Genomic DNA, 18,645 nt, shown 5'->3' on the forward strand with positions numbered 1-18,645 from the left:
GCGGTACTCCTTGGGTGGGATGCCATAGACGGTGCGGAAAGCGCGCGTGAAGCGCGATCAGCGTCCGCAGGGCCATGGAGTGCCGCAGCATCTTCCAACTCCTCCCAGCCGGGCACGGGTCGGCCTCCAGCCGGATTGCCCCCGGTCGCCCACCCAGAACAGATGCCATTCGTACGCCACGTGACTCCCTCAGCCGCAACACGGCATGAGGCAACACGGCGTATGTCCACAGAACATCGGTACTCGTCGGAGTTCCGGCCGACGCCGTGGCGTTGACCCGTTCTCCGGGGCCGGCCCCCTCTCGCGCGTTTCGGGGATGGGACGGGGACAATCTCCTGGGCACTCGGGTCGAGGGGGCTAGCAACGCACGGGACTTGACGCTGTCCTAGCCCCGGTCGAGGTTGACGTTCACGGTGTCCGGCAGCATGACGACCTGCTCCTGCGCGGCGTCCAGGGCGAGAGCGTGCAGCGCTTTGGAAATCCCTTGCCGGGTCCACTCTTTGAGGCGTCGGCGGATGGTGCGGTCCGAGCATCCGGGGGTGGAGATCCGCTCGTAGCCGGAACCATGGACCAGCGCGAGCACGATGTGCTCGAAGACGGTTCGGTCGGGGATCCGGCGGCGGTGACAGCCCAGCGGGTGGACGACGACGAACTCCTCCCGGACGGGGAGGAGCGCGGCGAACTGGTCCCACACGGGTTCGAGCAGGCAAGCCGGCAGCGCGGGCACGGCCGTCCTTCGTGATCACTGAGCGTAGAGATTACGAGCATGAGGTACGCGCAGGGCGGCGGGTGGACCGGTCCTGAGCTCAGGGCAGGTTCACCACGGGAGGTTCCCGGATCGGTCGATGAACTGTCCCGTCGGCCCGTCCGGGCCGATCGTCGCGAGGGTCACGATGGACTCGGCGCCGTCGGCGACGCTGTGTCCGAGGCCGCCGGTGAAGTCGGTCGCGGTCTGCCCGGGGTCTGCGGCGTTGACCTTCACGTCCTTCAGTTCCTTGGCGTACTGCGTCGTGAGCATCGTGACCGCGGCCTTCGAGGCGCAGTAGAGGGGCAGGGCATACTGCGACTCGATCCGCGCCGGGTCCTGGGTCATGCTGAAGGAGCCCATCCCGCTGGACACGTTGACGATGACGGGGTTCGGCGACTTGCGCAGCAGCGGGAGGAAGGCGTGCGTGACGCGCACGATCCCGACGACGTTCACGTCGAGCACGGCGCTCACATCGGCTGCGGTGTACTCCTCGACGGGTCCGACCTTGCGCAGACTCCGGCGTTGTCAGGGTGTGTCAGGTTCGCAGGCCGCCAGAGGCGGTGAGGCGCTCTCCGGTGACCCATGCGGCGTCGTCGGAGGCGAAGAAGACCGCCGCCCGCGCCAGATCCTTGGGCTGACCGATACGGCCCAGGGGGGTGCGCCCGATCATGTCCGTCTCGGCGTCACTGCCGATGAAGCCGGCCGCGTGGATACCTTCCGTCTCCACACCGCCAGGGGCCAGGGTGTTCACTCGGATCCCGCGAGGGCCGAGCTCGGCGGCCAGGACTCGCGTCAAGGCATCGACGGCGCCCTTCGTCGCGGCGTACACCGACATCCCCGGCACCGCGCGGGCGCTGTCCAGCGATCCGATGTTGATGACCGACCCGCCGTCGGACCCGAAGTACTTAAGGGCTTCCTGGATCATACGGATCGGTCCGGTCACGTTGACGGAAAGCTGACGGTCGATCTCCTGCTGCGTGACGGTCTCCAGCGGCTGTGCGTGATAGACACCGGCATTGTTGACGAGGATGTCGAACCGGCCGTACGCGTCTACGGTCCTGGCGAAGAGGCGCTCAACATCCGCAGGCACCGACACGTCGCCCTGCACGGCGATCGCGGTCCCCCCTCGCGCCTGGATGTCCCGCACCACCCGCTCGGCGCCAGCGGCACTGGAGGCGTAGTTGACCACGACCGACGCTCCGGCCGCAGCGAATTCCCGCGCGATGCCCGCCCCGATGCCCTTGGAAGCACCCGTCACCAGCGCGACCTTTCCCGCCAGTCTCGAATCGGCGTTCTTCGGCGATACTCCGTCGCCGCGGCTAACACCTGTCTGATTTGCCATGATTGCCACTCCCGTCCATGTTGGTGAGCGTTCGGGTGACGCGGGCCTCCGGGGCAACTGCCTGAGATCTGGACGATGCGTTGTCGAGCAGAACCCGCCGGGCGGCCTCGCCACCACGGGCCCCTCGCAGGCGCACCCGTACCGACTCCCGCCCTGATGGCCACCGCTTTCGGTGGCGGCCATCCACCGGACATGCATCACGGTAGGATCCGCGAGACATAGAGACAAATAGTGTCCGCGCATACCCGAGATTGGCATTGCCTATGCCCCCGGAAAGGGGAAGCGGATGAACCTGAGGCAATACGAATACGCTCTGGCTGTGGCCGAAGAAGGCTCCATGACAGCGGCTGCTGAGCGTCTGCGCGTCACGCAGCCGTCCTTGTCGCAGCAGATCGGCGCTCTGGAAAAGCACCTCGGTGTGCAGCTGTTCACTCGGACATCGGGTGGGGTCACAGTGACCATGGCCGGACGCGCCTTCCTCGCCGAGGCAGAGATCGCGACCACCGCGTCCCGCAGAGCCGTCCTGGCTGCCCGTGCCGCCTCCGGGGAGCTGGCCGGTGAACTCATCATCGCCGTCCACATGGGCCTGGGAGCACGACAGCTCCCTCTGGCACTGGGCCGGCTCCGTCACCGCCACCCGAAACTCCAGGTCATTCTCCACGAGGAGCCCGATCCAGCGGATATGGAACGGCTGGCCCGCCAGGGAACGCTCGACATGGTCCTCGTCCATCGCATCCCCACCGGCTGCACATTCGACATCCACGCCCTGGGCGAGGAGACCTATGTCGCCGTCCTGCCCGAGGGACACCCGCTCCTCGCCAGCGACAGGGCCCTGCGCATGGCAGACCTCGCGACGCAGGGATGGGTGCGCTTCCGCCGCGCCAGCCTGCTCGACGAATACCTCGCCCGCCTGCTCGCCGACGCGGGCATCAGCCCGCCCACGGTGGCCCGAGCGTCACAGATCTCCACCGCCGTGCGACTGGCAGCCCAGGGCTTGGGCGTCACCGTGGTTCCGGCATCGGCCGTACCCGAAAGCTTCGAACGGCTAGCCCGCCCGTTCCTGCCTTCCCTGACCGAACCCGTCATCGTCGGTACACGCCGCCACCCAGGTTCGGCGGAGGCAGCCGTGCTCGACCACCTCCACCAGCAGAACTGGTGCGGCACCAGCCTCCTCGCCCCGCACACCGCCCTCTGAGCCAAGGGCCTCACTGGTTGTCGGCCGCGTGCTTGTCCCGGAGGGGCCGTAGGCCGCCAGGCAGGTCGGGGAGCCGGCAGGAACGCCTGTTCGGCGCCGTACAGGAGAACACCTCCGGCAGCTCCTCGGGCAGGTCCACCCTCGGCAGCATCGCGTTCACTGCGGCCCGCAACTCCAGCAGGGAGGCCGGTTCGGGTTCCGGCTCCGGGACCGCGAAGTGCAGGCGGCCGTCGTCGTCGAAGGCGATCTGCGCGTTGTCCGGGACCCGGGCGACGACCTCCCGGTAGGTGCCCTCCAGCAGCGCGGCCGGATGCCCGCCCGCCTCCCTGGGCAGGTTCAGCGAGGCAAGCACGAGCGCAATCCGGAACACTTCCTCGCCTTCACCATCATCGCCGCGATCCTCATATGTCACCGCAGGCCGGCCAAGTGAAATGGCTTCTGGCGCAAGCGCCAGGCGGTCGGCACGCTCAGCCTGATGGTCACCGACCGGCACGGGATCGCGAAACCCTGCTGGTCGACGAACACGTCCAGGCGGCCATCCAGCGGCAGGAACAGGCTCCTGTCACCGCAGCCGCCGAAGGCCGCAAAGCAAGCACCGTCAGCCTGCACACGGGCCTAGCCATGGCCCGGGAAGAGATCAAGGAACTCCGCGCCGAACGCGATCAGCTCCGGACCGCCATGCGGCAGCAGCTCGGACCCCAGCTTGACCAGATCAGCAACCGGAAACTGACCGAGCGGATCAGCGAACTCACCGAAGCCAACAGGAAGCTCGAACACGAACTCACCGGACTCCGACCACTCGCCGATCACGTCCAGGAGCTTGAGCGAGACCTGGCCGCGACCCGCACGAGCCTGCGGCAGATGATCCGCGAGCGTGTTCTCGAACCCGCGCCGAACGGCCCTGAAGGCCATGCCTGATCATTTGAGCGCCTCTGCGGCAGATGAATTCGGTTGCGGCGTGACCGGAGGCCCAGTGAGGTAGCTCCATGGAGGGTGCCACGGAGCAAGAGCAACGAGCGAGGGCAGCAAGGGGCCATAGGATCACGCGGCAACCGGCTCTATGGCACAGGTCAGCGGTGCTCGCGGTCCTGATGCTCGCCGCCTTCACCTTCAACACAGCGGAGAACCTGCCGATCGGCCTGCTGGAGCTCATCTCCGCAAGCCTTCGGGTGTCAGTGTCAGCGGTCGGTCTCCTGGTCACCGGCTACGCCGTGGCGGTGGCACTCGCGTCTCTGCCGCTCGTCCACGTCACGCGGGCCGTGCCCCGACGCCATGTGCTCACAGGGCTACTGACCGCGCTTGTCGTGTCCAGTCTGATCGCGAGCCTGGCCCCCTCCTACTGGCTTTTGCTCATGGCGCGGCTGCTGACCGCGCTCGCCCAGGCGCTGTTCTGGGCCGTAATGGGGCCGGTCGCGGTGGGCCTGTTCGCGCCCGAGGTCCGCGGGCGTGTGGTCGGTGCGCTGTCCGTCGCAGGTTCTCTCGCCCTCGTGCTCGGTGTTCCCGCCGGGACCTGGCTGGGCCGACAGAGCGACTGGCAGATGCCCGTCGCCATGCTGGCGGCTCTGGGACTCGTCTCTCTGGTGACGATTGCCGTTCTGCTGCCGACCTCGCCTCCGGAGGAAGAACCCGCCGCCTACGCGACCAGTCCCGACGTCCGGCGGTTCGCGACCGTGCTGACGGCCGGGACCCTGTCCGCCACCGGGGCCTTCACCGGATACACGTACATCGTGAAGTTCCTGGGCGACGTGAGCGGATTCTCCTCGAGCACGGTCAGCGTCCTGCTCGTGGTTTTCGGTGTCGCCTGTCTGGCCGGGGTGAGCATCACAGGAGCGCTGCTGGACCGCTTCCCACAGTCCGCGCTACCCACGGCCATAGCCACGCAGGCGGTAGGCATGCTCGGCCTGCACGCAGTCGGCACTCATCCGGTCGCAGCGGTGACGTTCATGGTCCTCATGGGCGGAGCGCTCGGACCGGTGTTCATGGTCACCCAGAACGAGATGCTGCACTGCGCGCCGGGCCGCACGGATATCGCCCTCGCTGCGAACTCAGGCGCCTACAACGCCGGCATCGCGGCCGGCGCCGCAATCGGGGCACTGGTCCTGCCACTCGCCGACGTGCGAGGGGTCTTCCTCGCCGGCGGGCTGCTGACCGTCGGGGCCTGCGCAGTACTTCTCGGCAGTCGGCTGCTACCTGTGAGCCCGCTTCAACACTCCCGCGGCCAGTCCTCCATTGACGACCTGCGTTGACGAGACTGACCTTACGTCCCTCAGCCATTCACGCTGCTCTGACCCGGGCAGACAGGCGCCAGGTCTAGATAAGAATCGTCACCAAACCGAAGCTGACAGCAGGCGGTGATCTCGGAGGTGCGTCCGGGCCGCACTGCGGAGATCCACAGCAGTCGGCCGCAGCCGTCGTCACACCGGAACCGGGACCTGCGACGTCACGAGGCACGCCACTCGCGTCATGTGCATCCACGCGCTCGACCTGCTCCCGAACGGGCCCGATGGAAAGAGGTGCCGGAGTCCTGCTATGCCGTGGCCTGTGGAGTCAGCGACTCGGGGTGGAGCTGCTCGACGCGGTCGCGCTTGGTGTACATGTCCCAGTAGTGCTCTGCGAGGTCGTCCGGGTCGACGACCGGGAAGTGCGGACCGTCGGCCGACTCGAAGGCGGCCTGGGCCGCGGCGGACACCTCGCTGCGGGCGATCAGGGACGCGATGGTCAGGGCTCCGACGTAGATGCCCGTGTCAGCCAGCTCGGCGTTGAGGGAGTACAGGTAGTTGCGGGTGGCGGACATCACGGGGCCCAGGCCGCTGAGGTGGGGCATCGGCTGCGCCGCTGAGTAGCCCTGAGCGAGCAGGAAGGCACCCTCGCCGCGCTCGGTCCACTCCGGCAGCACTGCCCGGACCACCTCGACCGGGGTGAACAGCAGGAGCGGGGACAGGCCCTGCAAAGTTGCCGCGTCCAGCTTGGCGGCCGGGGTGAAGCCCTGGTCACCGCTGATCGGCCCGTACGCGACCACGTCGATCCGGCCGAAGCGGTCACGGATCGCCTCGACGAGAGCGGGCACCTCGGCGGGCTTGGAAAGATCGGCGGAGAACGCGACCGCCTGAATGCCTTCGCCGGCGAGCACCTCGACGAGGGTGTCCAGCCGGTCCTTGCGGCGGGCCACCAGGGCGACCCGGAAACCTTCGCGCCCGAAGCGGCGGGCCACGGACACACCCAGGCCGGTACCGGCACCGAGGACGGCGATCACTTTGGACATCGGACTGCTCCTTGCCGCAACAATTCTTGACCCTTGGGTCAAGTTGCCTGCCAACGGTAACACTCAACATGACCCACGGGTCAAGTTAATCTGCTGGGGGGACGCGACCATGGAAGCCGCAATGTCACAGCCAGGAGGAACGACCGGATGCGGGCCGACGCGCAACGGAACGCGGAGAAGCTGCGAGCAGCCGCCGCCGAGCTCTTCCAGGAACGCGGCCTGAAGGTGCCCCTGAAAGAAATCGCCCGCCGGGCCGGTGTCAGTCACGGCACGCTCTACAACCTCTTCGGCACCCGCGAGGCGCTCATTGACGAAGTGGTGACCGGACTGGCCGCCGACCGTCTCGACGAAGCCGCCGAGCACGCCCTGTCCTTCGAAGACCCCCGGGAGGGGTTCGCGTACTACCTCGAGAAGGTCTGTGAACTGCAGGCCACCGATCCCGCGGTCGCCGACGTCGTCAGCGGACGCTATCCGGCCGCCGAGTGCCTGATGGCCATCTGCGGCCGGGCGCGGGACGCCGCCACACGGATCATCGAACGAGCCCAGCTGGCCGGCGCCATCCGGCCAGACTTCACCAGCGAGGACCTCCTGCTCTTCTTCGGCACCAACGCCCTGCTCGCCCGCGCGGTCGCGGACACCGCGCCCGACGCCTGGCGCCGCCAAGTCGCCTTCCTGCTCGAGGGGCTGGACACGGAACCAGCTCAAGGAGCGCTTTCCGTAGCCCCGCTGACTCCGCAGCAGGTGTACGACGTGATGGGCAGGCTCGCCGGCACGCCGTAGCAGGTGCGGACGCTTCAGGGACGGAAAGGACGTCTCACCCCCATCTCTTCAGGCTGCCTGCCCTTCGCCTCGCGAGCCGGTGCCCGACGGTCCGAGGCGTTGGCCCTGCCGAGGTGGGCGACCGCGCTGGTGCGGGCCCTGCTGGTGCTGACGAAGCGGGAAGTCGCCCGCTGACGGATGACCTTGTTGGTGGACTACCGCCCCGGACCAGCCCGAGCCTCCCGACGGCTGCACACACCAGACCATCTGACGGGCAGCTTTCATGATGCACAGTGCTCACTGGGGTTCGCCGACGCAGAACTGCTGTCCGTCGCCGTCCCGGCGGACGAACTCCTCGTCGTAGATGAGGAAGTGCCCCATGTCGTCGCGGTCCTCACGGACCTCCTCCGGGAGCGTGACCACCCAGGTCACCTTGTCGTCGTCGCAGTCGACCTCGACCATCACCGGCATCACGTACCGGACCCACCGCTTCGCCACCGCGGCCCCGCCGTTCACATCGCGTACGGCGGGACGCTACCGGGGGACCGTGCCCGCCCAGGGGAGCAAAGGCCACAGCATCACCCTCGTGCGAGGCTGTTGCCTCTTTCCGGGGCACTCTGGCCGCCCGTCAGGGCTTCGAGATCAACTCATTGTCCCTTTGACGCGTATCTGGGTCACACCCCTCTACCGGGCGCTCGCCGAGCATGCCAAGCGCGAGGCGTACCCCGAAGCCGTCGAGCAGGCCCACGCCGACTTCACCGCCCTCCAAGTCGACGAAGTCCCCGGACCCCGCCTCGCTCTCCGGAGCGCGAGTACATCCGGGAGAAGTCCCTGGAGGGCCAGGCGTCCGCCCGCGAGCGCGGCCGTCACGGCGGACGCCCCAAGATCGTCGACGACGACATGGCCGACTACGCCCGCAGCCTGCGGGCCAACGGCGTGCCCGTACCGCAGATCGCCCAGAAGCTGGTCATCACCTCGGGCAAGAACAAGGGCCAGAGGCCCTCGGTCGCCAGCGAGGCCGAGCCTGGCCAGCCACCGCTGACTGGGCAGTGGACGATCCCGGCGCGGCCGTAGGGGTTGGCATGGGCCCAGAACGGCGGGGACAGAGCCCGCCGGTCGACGTTGGTGAGCCTGTTCTGCCACTCCTCATCGCTCGGGATGTCCTGGAGGAGCAGGGCGTTGACGTGCACCAGCGCGGACTGGAGCAGGTGCAGGGCGAGCATGGAGACTGCCTGGGACTCCTTGTCGGAGCCGGCGGTCGGCTTCCCATCAGGGCTCGCGGCGCATTGGGCCGTCGGGGACATCCACACTCGATTGGGGACACTGACGTCCCGCAGTCGCAGCGGGCTCCTCTCGGGTCCCGTGAACTCTGGGCCGGACACAGCCGAACCCTCTTCCTCACGAAGTAGCAAGCCGGTAGCGCCGATCGCGATGACCGGGTTGCCGCCACACGGCGATACGGTTCGCGGCGGTGTGGGCCGTGAGCCCTTCCACGGCCCACACCGCCGCCTCATCAGCTCCTCACGTCGGCCAGAAGCTTCGCCGTGGCTTCGAGGGACTCCACCAAGTGGTGGCCAGGTCGACGAGCGCGATGTCGAGGCGGTCCCCGTAGCGGTCGATCGCCTCCTGCGTCACCAGGTCGCGCATGGCGAACACGGTGATCGGCTGCGTCGTCTCGCGCAGCGCCGCGTCCATGTCCCAGTGCGCCAGGCCCTCGATGGCGCGCAGGCCCGTCGGCTGCCACACCGCGACCATCTTCTCGAAGTAGGCGTCCGTGAGAGCCAGGTCGGTCCCGGCCGGTGCCCCTCGACGAGGGCGCCACCTCGATCCCGCCCGCGGTCCGCTCCTGGCTCCGGGTGCGCGTGATGGGGCTGACCCGGCCGGGCCAGCCCTTGCACGGGCTCCCGGACGACTTCGCCATGGGGCTGGAGGACGTGCCTCAACACCGCACGGAAGGCGGGCGCCGACGGCGTGGACCTGGGCGAGGGCGGTCACTTCTGAAGCGCGCCCCCAAGGGCAGTCCGGGGCCGCGAAGACGACCCAGGCTCCCAAGGAAGCCAGGGTTCGCTGGATCTTCGGGGCGCGGTCGGTTGTGACTCCGCCGGGGCAGAGCAGTGGACGCTGCCCAGCCCCGGCGGGGTTACCGACGTGACCGTTGTTCCGAATCGATCGGGTCAGCAACTCCTCATCGAGCTGATTCCGAGATCGGTCGGAAGGTCTCCGGCCCAGCCTTTACTGATCACACGGACCAGAGTGTCATAGCCGGCATGCTTGTACAGGCACCAGTCGCTGCCTGTGGCGTTGAAGACGGAGTAGACGTGGTCGTTGAGGATCCCGCTGTTCCAACCGCCCAGGTCGTAGACGTTCGTTCTCAGCGATGCCTTCGCCCCCTGCCCGCCGGCCCACTGGTAGGCGCAGAACTCGCCCACAGTGCACACGTAGTCCTGCGGGGCTTGTACATCGGCTTGTGCCGGAGACACGGCGAACGCTGTGGCCGCGGCTGCGCCACTCACCAGCGCTGCCCACCTGCCTGCCTTGCGTAACTGCTTCATAAGAGGCTCCAGTCTCGAGTTGTTCGGGACCCAGGGCTCATGCCGAACGAACAGTTGTCTCAAGTTCCTGCTGCCGCCTGGGAACACAGTTGGCCGGTTGGTGCTCTGCGTTCTGTGATCGGCGATTCGTATGGTAAAAGCTCCCGTACGCTGGAGGTTCAAGGGGCTGTGATGAAGAACACATGGAGCATTGGTGATCTCGCTGCCCGAACCGGGCTCCCTGTGAAGACGATCCGCTACTACTCCGACAGCGGGCTCCTGCCCGAGGCCGAGCGCAGTACCGGCGGCCACCGACGCTATGGCACCGAGGCGCTTGAACGACTGCGCCTGATACGGCGGCTGCGAGCGCTTGAGGTGCCGATCGCCACCATCACCCAGGTGGTTACCGGCGAACGCTCCCTCGCCGACTTGGTGACCGCCGAGCTTGGCGCCGTGCAGGAGCGATTAGCCGAGCTGCGGTGGCGCCAGGCCACCCTGCAGGCCCTGGACGACTGCCCTGGCGACGAGCGGCTGGAACGACTGGAGATCCTGTCACGCGTCCAGCGGCTGCCGGGGGAAGGTCAGATGGCGCATGCCCATCCGGAGCTGGTCCGGTCCTGGGAGCGGGCGTTCGCATCCGTCCCGGCACGGCTGGTGGAGGCGGTCAGCGCCGCGGCGATCCCTCAGGCACCGCACGACCCGACGGCGCAGAGCGTTCTTGCCTACGCCGAACTTCAGGTGCTGGTAGCTCGACCTGAAGCTGGGGCATTCGCGGCCTGGCCGTCGGTCCAGGACCCAGCCTCTTTCCTCTCGGGACTTCTCGCCGCCTGTTCGATGGCCACCGACCATCTGAAGCGGGGGGTCCCACCCCAGCCGGGCGAAGCTCTCGACAGCTACGTGTCAGCTATTGCACGCGCTAGTGGTGCACAGGACACCGCCGACTTCCGTCGGCATGCGGGCCGGGTCCTCTCGGCCAGGCTCCGGGCTCCGGTCTTTCAACGATACTGGCATCTGGTCAGCGTCATCAGAGACGACCAGGCGCACAACCTCGGGTTCGCCCAGATCTGGCTGTTCGAGGCATTGGCCGCCTCGCTCGATCTGAAGCGTTGAGCGTTCCGAGTCTTTGGCCTGGCCAGCGAGGCCGAACGGCGCACCGCGAACGCGGCCGACCCGTACGTCGACCGTGACGTCCTCGCCGAACAGATTGCCCGCGAGGAACAGCAACGCCGCGCCCTGTCCGAACCTTCCCGGAGGCTGGGGCGTGGCGGGCGGGACGTCTGCGTGAGCGGGCCCGAGGGGGGCTTGAACGAAATGGCGTGCAGAAGTCCCAGCTGTTCGGACGATGGATCTACGGTGTCCGCAGTCGCTGTACGACCCGCGCTCCGGGGACCCGGACCACTTCGACCGGTCGGGTGACACTCCCTGACCACAGCACTGGCAAGGGGCATGGCGCAGAGTCGCGCGGCTGGCCGCTGTCATTCGACCGAGGCGTTTGACAGTGGTCCAGCCGTTCGGGCTTCCTTGCCAGCGAACCCTGTCGTGTGACGCAGACACGCCGGGGGTATCGGGTGCTGTGCCAGCTGGGGTGGAGTCCGCAGAGCCGTGCCTCGAGCTGTCGTCTCAGTGATCAAACCCGCACTGGGAATCGAAAGGTCCGCGTCCCGTCACTCGCTGCAGATTGCTTTGAAGGTCCCGGTCGTCACCCAGGTTGCGACGATCGTGCCCATGACGGGGATCAGCGCCCGCCCGAGTCCCGACGTGCCCACCTCCGAGGCCGTCACCATCCACACGAACACGCTCGCCAGCGGGGCCAGCAGCGTCACCAGTAGCGCCCACTCCACCACCTCCAGCGGCTCACCGAAGTCTTTGAGCGCGAAGAGGCACAACGCGCCACTGCCCACCGCAGCGAGGAATCCGGCCAGAAGGCCCGCCCACCACGCCGGGAACGGCGGCTCCCACAGCGCCACCGTTGTCCAGAGCGCCCATACCGAGAAGCCGTTGGCTTGTGTGAACCCTTGGTCGTGTCTCGCGCTGGTCGTGGGCGCTTGTCCATCGACAAGATCGTCTGGGCGTGGTCGCTTAACGAGCTGACATGCGCAGCCTGGTGAGACGCGCCAGGCGTATTCCCCGTTCGCTCGGCGGCGAGTCGCACACCACACCAACCACCGCCAGGGGCATCGCCTTTACGGCGCGGTCCGGCCACCGTAGATGGGCGCGGCGTTGGTCACAGCGCGGTGGCGAACGTCCGGGGCGTCTGGGTGGCGCGCCCGCCGGGCGGCCGGGAGGGGTCCCGGTCGTGGCGGGGTTCCATGGCGACCATGATGCGTAGAAGAACGTCATCCACCGCCGTCTTCGCCGTCGTTGTCGCTGTCGTGTTCGCAGCTCTCCCGTCGTGTTCCTCGGATTCTTCGGACGCGTCTTCCGCCGAGGGCCGGCCCAGCCGGTCCGGCTCCGGGTCACGGGCGTCCGACCTCACGGAGACGGCCACGCCGTCGCCCTCGCCGACCGGGCCGTGCGCTGACGGGACGTGCGAGATCGAGGTCGCCGTGGGGGACGTCGTGACAGTGCCGGAAACGTACGGCCTCGGGCCCATCGAGGTGAAGGCGGTCACCGGCGGCAAGGTCGAGATGGTCGCACAGCTGACGGGGTCGGGCTTCAGCGTTTCGGGCTGTTCCGGTGGCGGCGGCGTGTCGTCGGAGGGCGGAGGCGGCGTCGGGCTCAGCTGCGGCGAGGGACACGCCGCGACCATCAACGACGCCATGAGCCTGGAGGTCGTCGAAATCCTCGACACCGCCGCCGTCCTCCGTATCGAACCCGCCGGGTGACGCACGGCTCGGCCAGCCTTCTGCAGCACGCTTCAGCGCGCCCTTTCCGGTGTCCAGAAAAGGCCGAGCTTCTTCGGCGAGTACGACATCAGCAGATTCTTCGGCTGCTGGTGGTACACGTGCCGCCCCTTTCCTGGCCGTACCACGGTCACCGAGGCTGGACTGATGTGGTGACTCAGTGAACTCCATGCGACGTCGCGAGTAGGTTGCATGTCACATGTCGCCTTTGGCCCGTGGTTCCACTTACGGACGAATGCCCGCTCCGCTGCCCCAGTAATCAGCTGAGCCCGGCCGACCGGATCACGAATTCCGCGCCCCGCTCGGGCCGCACCCTCCGTCTGATGCCATGGTGTTCGGAATCGGGATTTCCCCGTCGGCGGGGCCGGGTCGTCGCTCGCAAATTCCCGGGCCCCGCCGACGCGCGGCCGGTTTCCCCGCCACGCCTGGGGAGAACCTAGCCGCCGAGGGCCTCGGTGGCTGCCCCGACGACCGGGGACAGGGTGTCGTCCAGCATCTTCCCGTGAACCTTGAGGTTTCCGGAGGGGTCGGTCAGCATGCTGGTCACCTCCCACGACGGGTCACTCAGGTGGTACATCTCGACGTGCTGCCACAACGCGCCCACCGACTCGCCCACGGGGCTGGTGGGGCTGGACTCGGGTGCCGCCGCGTGATGTGTCTCCACGCTTGTCTCCGTTGCCGCGGAAGCCGTCCCGGCCCCGGCGATGCCCATGATCGCCACCGCGGAGACCAGCGTTCCGGCGAAGCCCACCCACCGCCGACGTCCCGTCACGTCCGATATGGTGCCAGAGTCCTGGCTTATTGCGTTCTTGTGATGGCAAGCACTCATGAATTGCCCCTTTCGTGCACTGCGCCAATCGGTCTGACGCTCCGTGGTTTGCGATGAGAATCTCAGCACCAGAACAACCGAACGTGGTTTCCCTGGAGTTGCGGAGTCAAGAACGGTGACTCACTGTCAAATGAGCAGCAAATCGAGGGGGATTTAACACTCGAGTGACTCACAGGAAAAGGCTGGGCAACCGAGAAGACGTCTGATCCATGACGGCGCCGCAATGCCCTCATCCCTCGGAAAAGCTTCGATCCAAGAAATACGACAAAGCTCCGAAAGCCTGGCGAAGTGGAGTTCGCACATGTACTCAGGAGAGGGGCGATGATGATGAGTCAGGAATTCGTGTCCACCGCCGTCCGGACGGCTCCCCGGTCCCAGCGGGAGGCCCCGTACCACCTGGCCGACCTGCTGCTCCAGGCTGCCGAGCACTGTCCGGACAACGGGCTCCGGTACTGCCTGGCGGACGATGTGCTGGAGAGTCGGCTCCAGCCGTACCCCGAACTGCTGGACGAGGCCCGCCGGATTCTGGCGGGACTGCGCGCCCGTGGCGCGGAAGCCGGCCGCACGATCGTGCTGCTGCTGGAGCGGCCGGACGACTTCCTGCCCACCTTCTGGGCCTGTCTGCTCGGTGGCATGACCGCCTGCCCCCTGGTTCCCCTGCGCAACGACCAAGAGAGGTGGAGTGTTCAGCTCGGACACGTCCACTCCCTGCTCGACGGCCCGCTGTTGGTCACCACGACGCGGTTGTGTGACGACATGCCCGAGGTCCCGGGCCTGGAGGTGATGGTCCTCGAGGACCTCACCGCTCATGCGGGCGATATCGCGCCCGGGGACATGACGATCGTCAGGGCCCGTCCCACGGACGTCGCCCTGCTGGTCCTCACCTCGGGGTCCACGGGCAACTCCAAGGCCGTCGTGCTCACCCACGCCAACCTGCTGGCCTCCATGGCGGCCAAGGCCGAGACGCAGAGCCTCACCTCGGCGGACATCACGCTCAACTGGATCTCCTACGATCACGTCGCGGCCCTGCTGGAGGCGCATCTGCTGCCGTTGTCGGTCGGCGCGACCCAGCTGCAGACCACGCCGGACACGATCCTCGGCGACCCGGTGCGCTTCCTACGGCTCATCGACGCGCACCGCGTAACGATGACCTTCACGCCCAACTTCCTGCTCGGCCTGATCAACCAGGCCCTGGCGGAGCTGCCCGGCGAGCTGCCCCTGGACCTGTCCAGTCTGCGGCACATCATCTCTGGTGGTGAGGCCAACCTGGTGACCACCGGCGTCACCTTCCTGGACAACCTCGCTCCGTACGGACTCGACCGCGGCGTGCTGTGGCCGGCGTTCGGCATGACGGAGACCTGCGCGGGCAGCATCTACAACCGTGACTTCCCCGACAAGGACCTCGACGCGGAGTTCGCGGCGGTCGGCCGCCCGGTGCCGGGGCTCATCATCCGGATAGCCGCCGAGGACGGCGAGGACGGCGAGGACCGGGTGCCGGCGGCCGAGGGCGAGGTCGGCGAGGTCCAGCTGAACGGACCGATGGTCACCGGTGGGTACTTCAACAACACGCAGGCCGCCATGGACGCCTTCACCGCCGACGGCTGGTTCCGCACCGGCGACCTGGGCCGCCTCGTCGACGGCAGGCTCACCCTCGTCGGGCGCAGCAAGGACAGCATCATCGTCAACGGTGTGAACTACTTCAGCCACGAGCTGGAGGCGTTCCTGGAGGATCTCGACGGGGTACGGAAGTCGTATGTCGCGGCCTTCCCGACCCGTCCCGAGGGCAGCGACACCGAGCAGCTGGTGGTGGCCTTCGCGACCACCCTCGACCCGGACGACGAGGCCGGTCTGCACCGCCTGCTCATCGCGGTGCGCAACAGCATCGTCATGGCCTGGGGCTTCCGCCCGGCGCTGCTGCTGCCACTGCCCGAGGGCGCCTTCCCCAAGACCAGCCTCGGCAAGATCCAGCGTTCACTGATGCGAAAGCGCCTGGAAGCCGGCGACTACACCGCGCACCGGGCGGCCGTCGACGACCTGGTCACGCGCCACCTCGGCGGATACGTCGCTCCCGAGGGGGAGACCGAGCGGGCCCTGGCCGGGATCTACGCGGAGCTGTTCGACATGGCGCCCGAGACGGTCAGCGCCACGGCCGGCTTCTTCGACCTGGGCGGCACCTCGCTGGACATCCTGCGCATGAAGCGGCTGGCGGGCAGCCGGCTCGGTGCCGTGGACCTGCCGGTCCTCGCCATCCTCACCGCGCCGAGCGTCCGAGAGCTGGCCAAGCGGCTCGCGGGGGGCGAGGACACCGGCCCGGCCGTGTACGACCCGGTCGTCCCTCTGCAGACCAGTGGCGACAAGACACCGCTCTTCTGCGTCCACCCGGGCGTCGGCGAGGTTCTTGTCTTCGTCAACCTGGCCAAGTACTTCGTACAGGAGCGCCCCTTCTACGCGCTGCGGGCGCGCGGCTTCAACCCGGGTGAGAAGCCCTTCGAGTCCTTCGACGAGATGGCCCGTACCTACGCCGCCGCCATCCGCGAGAAGCAGCCGCACGGCCCGTACGCGCTGGCCGGCTACTCCTTCGGCTCGGCAGTGGCCTTCGAGATAGCCAAGATCCTCGAGGCCGAGGGCGAGCGGGTCGACTTCCTCGGCAGCTTCAACCTCCCGCCGCACATCAAGTACCGCATGGACGAACTCGACTACATCGAGACCGCCGTCAACCTGGCGATGTTCCTGGAGCTGGTCTCCAGGCAACAGGCCGCCGAACTGCCTGACCGACTGCGTCCGCTCACCAAGGACGAGCAACTCAAGCATCTGATCGAGATCGCCCCGCCAGAGCGGCTGACCGAACTGGACCTCGATCTGCCCCGGTTCACGGCCTGGGCCGACCTCGCCGACGGTCTGACCGGACTCGGCCGCACCTACCAGCCGAGCGGCACCGTGCGCTCGATGAGCGTCTTCTACGCCATCCCGCTGCGGGGAACCAAGGAGGACTGGCTCAACAACGAGCTGCGCCGCTGGGACGAGCACACCCGAGAAGAGAACCGTTACCTCGACGTGCCCGGCGAGCACTACACGCTGATGGGTCCCAAGCACGTCGCCACCTTCCAGACCATCCTCCGGGCCGAGCTCGACCGGGCCCTCAACGGCACGTGAGCGCGGGAGATACTCTTGTGACGCACCGTAAGAAGATCCTGATCACCGGGGGCACCGGTCAGGCGGCCCGCCCGGTCGCCGAGGCCCTCGCCGCCGACAACGAGGTATGGTGCCTCGGCCGCTTCACCACCCCCGGCGTCGAGGACGATCTGCGCGCCCGGGGCATCACGACGCACCGCTGGGACATGGGCGAGGACACCCTCGACTCGCTGCCCGACGATTTCACCCACGTCATGCACTCCGCGGTGCACCGGGGCTACGACGGCGACTTCGACACCGCCATCGAGGTCAACTCGGTCGCCGTCGGACGGCTCATGACGCATTGCCGCACGGCGGAGGCATTTCTGCACGTGTCGACCGGTGCCTTCTACAAGCGCCAGACCCTCGATCACCAGTACAAAGAGACCGACCCCCTGGACGGCGTGGCCGAATGGCTGCCGACGTACCCCGTCTGCAAGATCGCGGCGGAGGGCACCGCCCGCGCGTACGCTCGTACGCTCGGCGTACCCACCACCATCGCGCGCCTCAACATCTCCTACGGTCCGGCCTCCTACGGCGGCGTGCCCGTCATGTACTTCAAGAAGATGCTGGCCGGCGAGGTCATCCCGGTCCCGGTCGAAGGCCAGAACTGGGCATCACTGATCCACACCGACGATCTCGTGCACCAGGTCCCGCTGCTGTGGGGCATCGCGAGCCTGCCCGCGACGGTCGTCAACTGGGGCGGTGACGAGCCGGTGGGCATGACCGACTGCGTCGAGTACATGTCCGCGATCACGGGTGTCGAGGCAAAGCTCGAGAAGACCGCCGTCACCCGTGAGACGTATGCCTTCGACAGCACCAAGCGGCGGTCGCTGATCGGCGACTGCGCTGTCGAGTGGCACGACGGCATCCGCCGCACCCTGCGGACGCACTTCCCTGACATCCCCCTGCGGGACCCGAAGGATGTTTCCGCGTGAGCGCCACCGACCGGAGAAGCGGATACGGGCCGCGTCGCGGGGTCGTCCGGGTGCATCCCGGTCGTGGCGAGCGCTACACCACGCTGTGCGACCCGCGACTCGACCAAGGAGGCTCCGTCCCATGCCCACCGCCTATCTGGGCCCGTCCGGTTCGTTCACCGAAGCCGCCCTCGCCGGCCTGGGGGTACGGTCCGGGGAGGCCGTACCGTACCCGAGTGTCCGCCAGGCGCTCGACGCCATCCGCGGCGGGACGGCGGACGCCGCGGTCGTCCCCTGGGAGAACTCCGTCGAGGGCGCCGTCACCGCCTCCGTCGACGCCCTCGCACACAGCGGGGACCTGTGCATCACCGGCGAGACACTGCTCCGGGTCGAGTTCGCGCTCGCCGTACCGCCGGGCGGCTCCCTGGCGTCGGTACGCCGGGTGCTGACACATCCGCACGCCCACGCGCAGTGCCGCACCTGGATCGACGCACACCTCCCGCACGCCGATCTCGTCACCTCCCCTTCGACCGCGTACGCCGCCCGAGAGGTGGGCCGGTCACGCCCGCCTGGCGCCGCCGCCATCGCCTCGGCGAAGACGCTCCTGGCGCACGGGCTCGATGTGGTCGCACAGGACATCGGGGCCCGACCGGATGCGGTGACCCGGTTCGTGAGGGTCGCCCGACGCACGGTGCGGTCCTTGCCCACGGGGGCCGACCGCAGCACCCTGGTCGTGCCACTGGCGGACAAGGTAAGCGAACTCCACGCCGTACTATGTGAGTTCGTCCGCACATCGGTCCCGTTGACTTCGGTGCTGTCCAGGCCCAGCGGTGGTGGCTTCGGCGGCTACTCATTCCTCCTCGAATGCGAGGGCCATATCGACGAGCCCCCGGTCGGTTCGGTCGTCGCGGCCCTGCGTCGGCGCAACGGCCGGACCCTCTTTCTCGGCAGCTACCCGCGTGCCACTTTGCATTCGCCCGGATCAGGCGCCCTTCCGTGCGCCTAGGTGTGTTGTCCGGGGACGTCGGTGACGGGCGAGGCGCCGTGA

General features: G+C 68.0%; 17 protein-coding genes and 3 pseudogenes. 9 read left to right on the top strand and 11 right to left on the bottom strand.

Annotated elements, in window-relative coordinates; all coding sequences use genetic code 11:
- Positions 1-400 precede the first annotated feature (400 nt).
- From ACZ6TD_RS46270 to ACZ6TD_RS46280, 3 genes and pseudogenes are all read right to left on the bottom strand, one after another.
- Positions 401-727 (bottom strand): annotated as a pseudogene (locus tag ACZ6TD_RS46270) (transposase); the annotation flags it as partial.
- A gap of 90 nt (positions 728-817) precedes the next feature.
- Positions 818-1,252 (bottom strand): annotated as a pseudogene (locus ACZ6TD_RS46275) (SDR family NAD(P)-dependent oxidoreductase); the annotation flags it as partial.
- Between the two features lie 31 nt (positions 1,253-1,283).
- Complete coding sequence (locus ACZ6TD_RS46280; protein ID WP_471348041.1) at positions 1,284-2,090, bottom strand: SDR family NAD(P)-dependent oxidoreductase; 807 nt, start codon at positions 2,088-2,090, stop codon at positions 1,284-1,286.
- A gap of 286 nt (positions 2,091-2,376) precedes the next feature.
- Here ACZ6TD_RS46280 and ACZ6TD_RS46285 point away from each other — a divergent pair, with 286 nt between their 5' ends.
- Positions 2,377-3,285, top strand: a complete 909-nt coding sequence (locus ACZ6TD_RS46285; RefSeq protein ID WP_471348043.1) for a LysR family transcriptional regulator — start codon at positions 2,377-2,379, stop codon at positions 3,283-3,285.
- A 96-nt stretch (positions 3,286-3,381) separates the two neighbouring features.
- Here ACZ6TD_RS46285 and ACZ6TD_RS46290 read toward each other — a convergent pair.
- Positions 3,382-3,637, bottom strand: a pseudogene (locus ACZ6TD_RS46290) (hypothetical protein); the annotation flags it as partial.
- A gap of 53 nt (positions 3,638-3,690) precedes the next feature.
- Here ACZ6TD_RS46290 and ACZ6TD_RS46295 point away from each other — a divergent pair.
- A complete protein-coding gene (locus ACZ6TD_RS46295; RefSeq protein WP_471348045.1) occupies positions 3,691-4,203 on the top strand; it encodes a hypothetical protein in 513 nt (170 codons plus the stop codon).
- A 173-nt stretch (positions 4,204-4,376) separates the two neighbouring features.
- Entirely contained in the window at positions 4,377-5,531 is a 1,155-nt protein-coding gene (locus ACZ6TD_RS46300) for an MFS transporter (RefSeq protein WP_471358656.1), read from the top strand.
- 281 nt (positions 5,532-5,812) lie between these two features.
- On the opposite strand, the gene ACZ6TD_RS46305 is transcribed toward ACZ6TD_RS46300, so the two are convergent.
- Positions 5,813-6,547 (bottom strand): SDR family NAD(P)-dependent oxidoreductase, encoded by a 735-nt coding sequence (locus ACZ6TD_RS46305; protein ID WP_471348047.1) that lies wholly within the window; start codon positions 6,545-6,547, stop codon positions 5,813-5,815.
- A gap of 147 nt (positions 6,548-6,694) precedes the next feature.
- Between ACZ6TD_RS46305 and ACZ6TD_RS46310 the strand changes: the two genes are divergently transcribed.
- The gene (locus ACZ6TD_RS46310; RefSeq protein ID WP_471348049.1) at positions 6,695-7,327 is read left to right on the top strand and encodes a TetR/AcrR family transcriptional regulator; all 633 of its coding nucleotides are present in this window, start codon (positions 6,695-6,697) and stop codon (positions 7,325-7,327) included.
- Positions 7,328-7,603: 276 nt separating this feature from the next.
- Here ACZ6TD_RS46310 and ACZ6TD_RS46315 read toward each other — a convergent pair whose 3' ends face one another.
- From ACZ6TD_RS46315 to ACZ6TD_RS46330, 4 genes are all read right to left on the bottom strand, one after another.
- On the bottom strand, positions 7,604-7,804 hold the full coding sequence (locus ACZ6TD_RS46315; protein ID WP_471348051.1) for a hypothetical protein: 201 nt from the start codon (positions 7,802-7,804) through the stop codon (positions 7,604-7,606).
- 410 nt (positions 7,805-8,214) lie between these two features.
- The gene (locus tag ACZ6TD_RS46320; protein WP_471348053.1) at positions 8,215-8,529 is read right to left on the bottom strand and encodes a Tn3 family transposase; all 315 of its coding nucleotides are present in this window, start codon (positions 8,527-8,529) and stop codon (positions 8,215-8,217) included.
- Between the two features lie 298 nt (positions 8,530-8,827).
- Positions 8,828-9,061 carry a hypothetical protein gene (locus ACZ6TD_RS46325; protein WP_471348054.1) on the bottom strand — a complete coding sequence of 78 codons (234 nt, stop codon included), beginning with the start codon at positions 9,059-9,061 and terminating at the stop codon, positions 8,828-8,830.
- 419 nt (positions 9,062-9,480) lie between these two features.
- Positions 9,481-9,858 (bottom strand): peptidase inhibitor family I36 protein, encoded by a 378-nt coding sequence (locus tag ACZ6TD_RS46330; protein WP_471348056.1) that lies wholly within the window; start codon positions 9,856-9,858, stop codon positions 9,481-9,483.
- Between the two features lie 39 nt (positions 9,859-9,897).
- Here ACZ6TD_RS46330 and ACZ6TD_RS46335 point away from each other — a divergent pair, with 39 nt between their 5' ends.
- Positions 9,898-10,947, top strand: coding sequence for a helix-turn-helix domain-containing protein (locus ACZ6TD_RS46335; RefSeq protein WP_471348058.1), 1,050 nt, complete (start codon positions 9,898-9,900; stop codon positions 10,945-10,947).
- A gap of 554 nt (positions 10,948-11,501) precedes the next feature.
- On the opposite strand, the gene ACZ6TD_RS46340 is transcribed toward ACZ6TD_RS46335, so the two are convergent.
- On the bottom strand, positions 11,502-11,804 hold the full coding sequence (locus tag ACZ6TD_RS46340) for a hypothetical protein (RefSeq protein WP_471348060.1): 303 nt from the start codon (positions 11,802-11,804) through the stop codon (positions 11,502-11,504).
- 591 nt (positions 11,805-12,395) lie between these two features.
- Between ACZ6TD_RS46340 and ACZ6TD_RS46345 the strand changes: the two genes are divergently transcribed.
- Positions 12,396-12,662 (top strand): hypothetical protein, encoded by a 267-nt coding sequence (locus ACZ6TD_RS46345; RefSeq protein WP_471348062.1) that lies wholly within the window; start codon positions 12,396-12,398, stop codon positions 12,660-12,662.
- Between the two features lie 454 nt (positions 12,663-13,116).
- Here ACZ6TD_RS46345 and ACZ6TD_RS46350 read toward each other — a convergent pair whose 3' ends face one another.
- The gene (locus ACZ6TD_RS46350) at positions 13,117-13,452 is read right to left on the bottom strand and encodes a hypothetical protein (protein WP_471348064.1); all 336 of its coding nucleotides are present in this window, start codon (positions 13,450-13,452) and stop codon (positions 13,117-13,119) included.
- A gap of 384 nt (positions 13,453-13,836) precedes the next feature.
- Between ACZ6TD_RS46350 and ACZ6TD_RS46355 the strand changes: the two genes are divergently transcribed.
- The 3 genes from ACZ6TD_RS46355 to pheA all read left to right on the top strand — a co-directional run bounded on the left by ACZ6TD_RS46355 (position 13,837) and on the right by pheA (position 18,603).
- Positions 13,837-16,662, top strand: a complete 2,826-nt coding sequence (locus tag ACZ6TD_RS46355; protein ID WP_471358659.1) for an AMP-binding protein — start codon at positions 13,837-13,839, stop codon at positions 16,660-16,662.
- Positions 16,663-16,679: 17 nt separating this feature from the next.
- The gene (locus ACZ6TD_RS46360; protein WP_471348066.1) at positions 16,680-17,618 is read left to right on the top strand and encodes an NAD-dependent epimerase/dehydratase family protein; all 939 of its coding nucleotides are present in this window, start codon (positions 16,680-16,682) and stop codon (positions 17,616-17,618) included.
- A gap of 121 nt (positions 17,619-17,739) precedes the next feature.
- Entirely contained in the window at positions 17,740-18,603 is an 864-nt protein-coding gene (pheA, locus tag ACZ6TD_RS46365) for a prephenate dehydratase (RefSeq protein WP_471348068.1), read from the top strand.
- The last annotated feature ends 42 nt before the right edge of the window (positions 18,604-18,645 follow it).

It is taken from the genome of Streptomyces yongxingensis, assembly GCF_055597465.1.

Coding starts and splice junctions, on each gene's coding strand:
- ACZ6TD_RS46280 (WP_471348041.1), bottom strand. CDS start 2,090: ATGGCAAATCAGACAGGTGTTAGCCGCGGCGACGGAGTATCGCCGAAG.
- ACZ6TD_RS46285 (WP_471348043.1), top strand. CDS start 2,377: ATGAACCTGAGGCAATACGAATACGCTCTGGCTGTGGCCGAAGAAGGC.
- ACZ6TD_RS46295 (WP_471348045.1), top strand. CDS start 3,691: ATGTCACCGCAGGCCGGCCAAGTGAAATGGCTTCTGGCGCAAGCGCCA.
- ACZ6TD_RS46300 (WP_471358656.1), top strand. CDS start 4,377: ATGCTCGCCGCCTTCACCTTCAACACAGCGGAGAACCTGCCGATCGGC.
- ACZ6TD_RS46305 (WP_471348047.1), bottom strand. CDS start 6,547: ATGTCCAAAGTGATCGCCGTCCTCGGTGCCGGTACCGGCCTGGGTGTG.
- ACZ6TD_RS46310 (WP_471348049.1), top strand. CDS start 6,695: ATGCGGGCCGACGCGCAACGGAACGCGGAGAAGCTGCGAGCAGCCGCC.
- ACZ6TD_RS46320 (WP_471348053.1), bottom strand. CDS start 8,529: ATGCTCGCCCTGCACCTGCTCCAGTCCGCGCTGGTGCACGTCAACGCC.
- ACZ6TD_RS46325 (WP_471348054.1), bottom strand. CDS start 9,061: ATGGTCGCGGTGTGGCAGCCGACGGGCCTGCGCGCCATCGAGGGCCTG.
- ACZ6TD_RS46330 (WP_471348056.1), bottom strand. CDS start 9,858: ATGAAGCAGTTACGCAAGGCAGGCAGGTGGGCAGCGCTGGTGAGTGGC.
- ACZ6TD_RS46335 (WP_471348058.1), top strand. CDS start 9,898: ATGCCGAACGAACAGTTGTCTCAAGTTCCTGCTGCCGCCTGGGAACAC.
- ACZ6TD_RS46355 (WP_471358659.1), top strand. CDS start 13,837: ATGAGTCAGGAATTCGTGTCCACCGCCGTCCGGACGGCTCCCCGGTCC.
- pheA (WP_471348068.1), top strand. CDS start 17,740: ATGCCCACCGCCTATCTGGGCCCGTCCGGTTCGTTCACCGAAGCCGCC.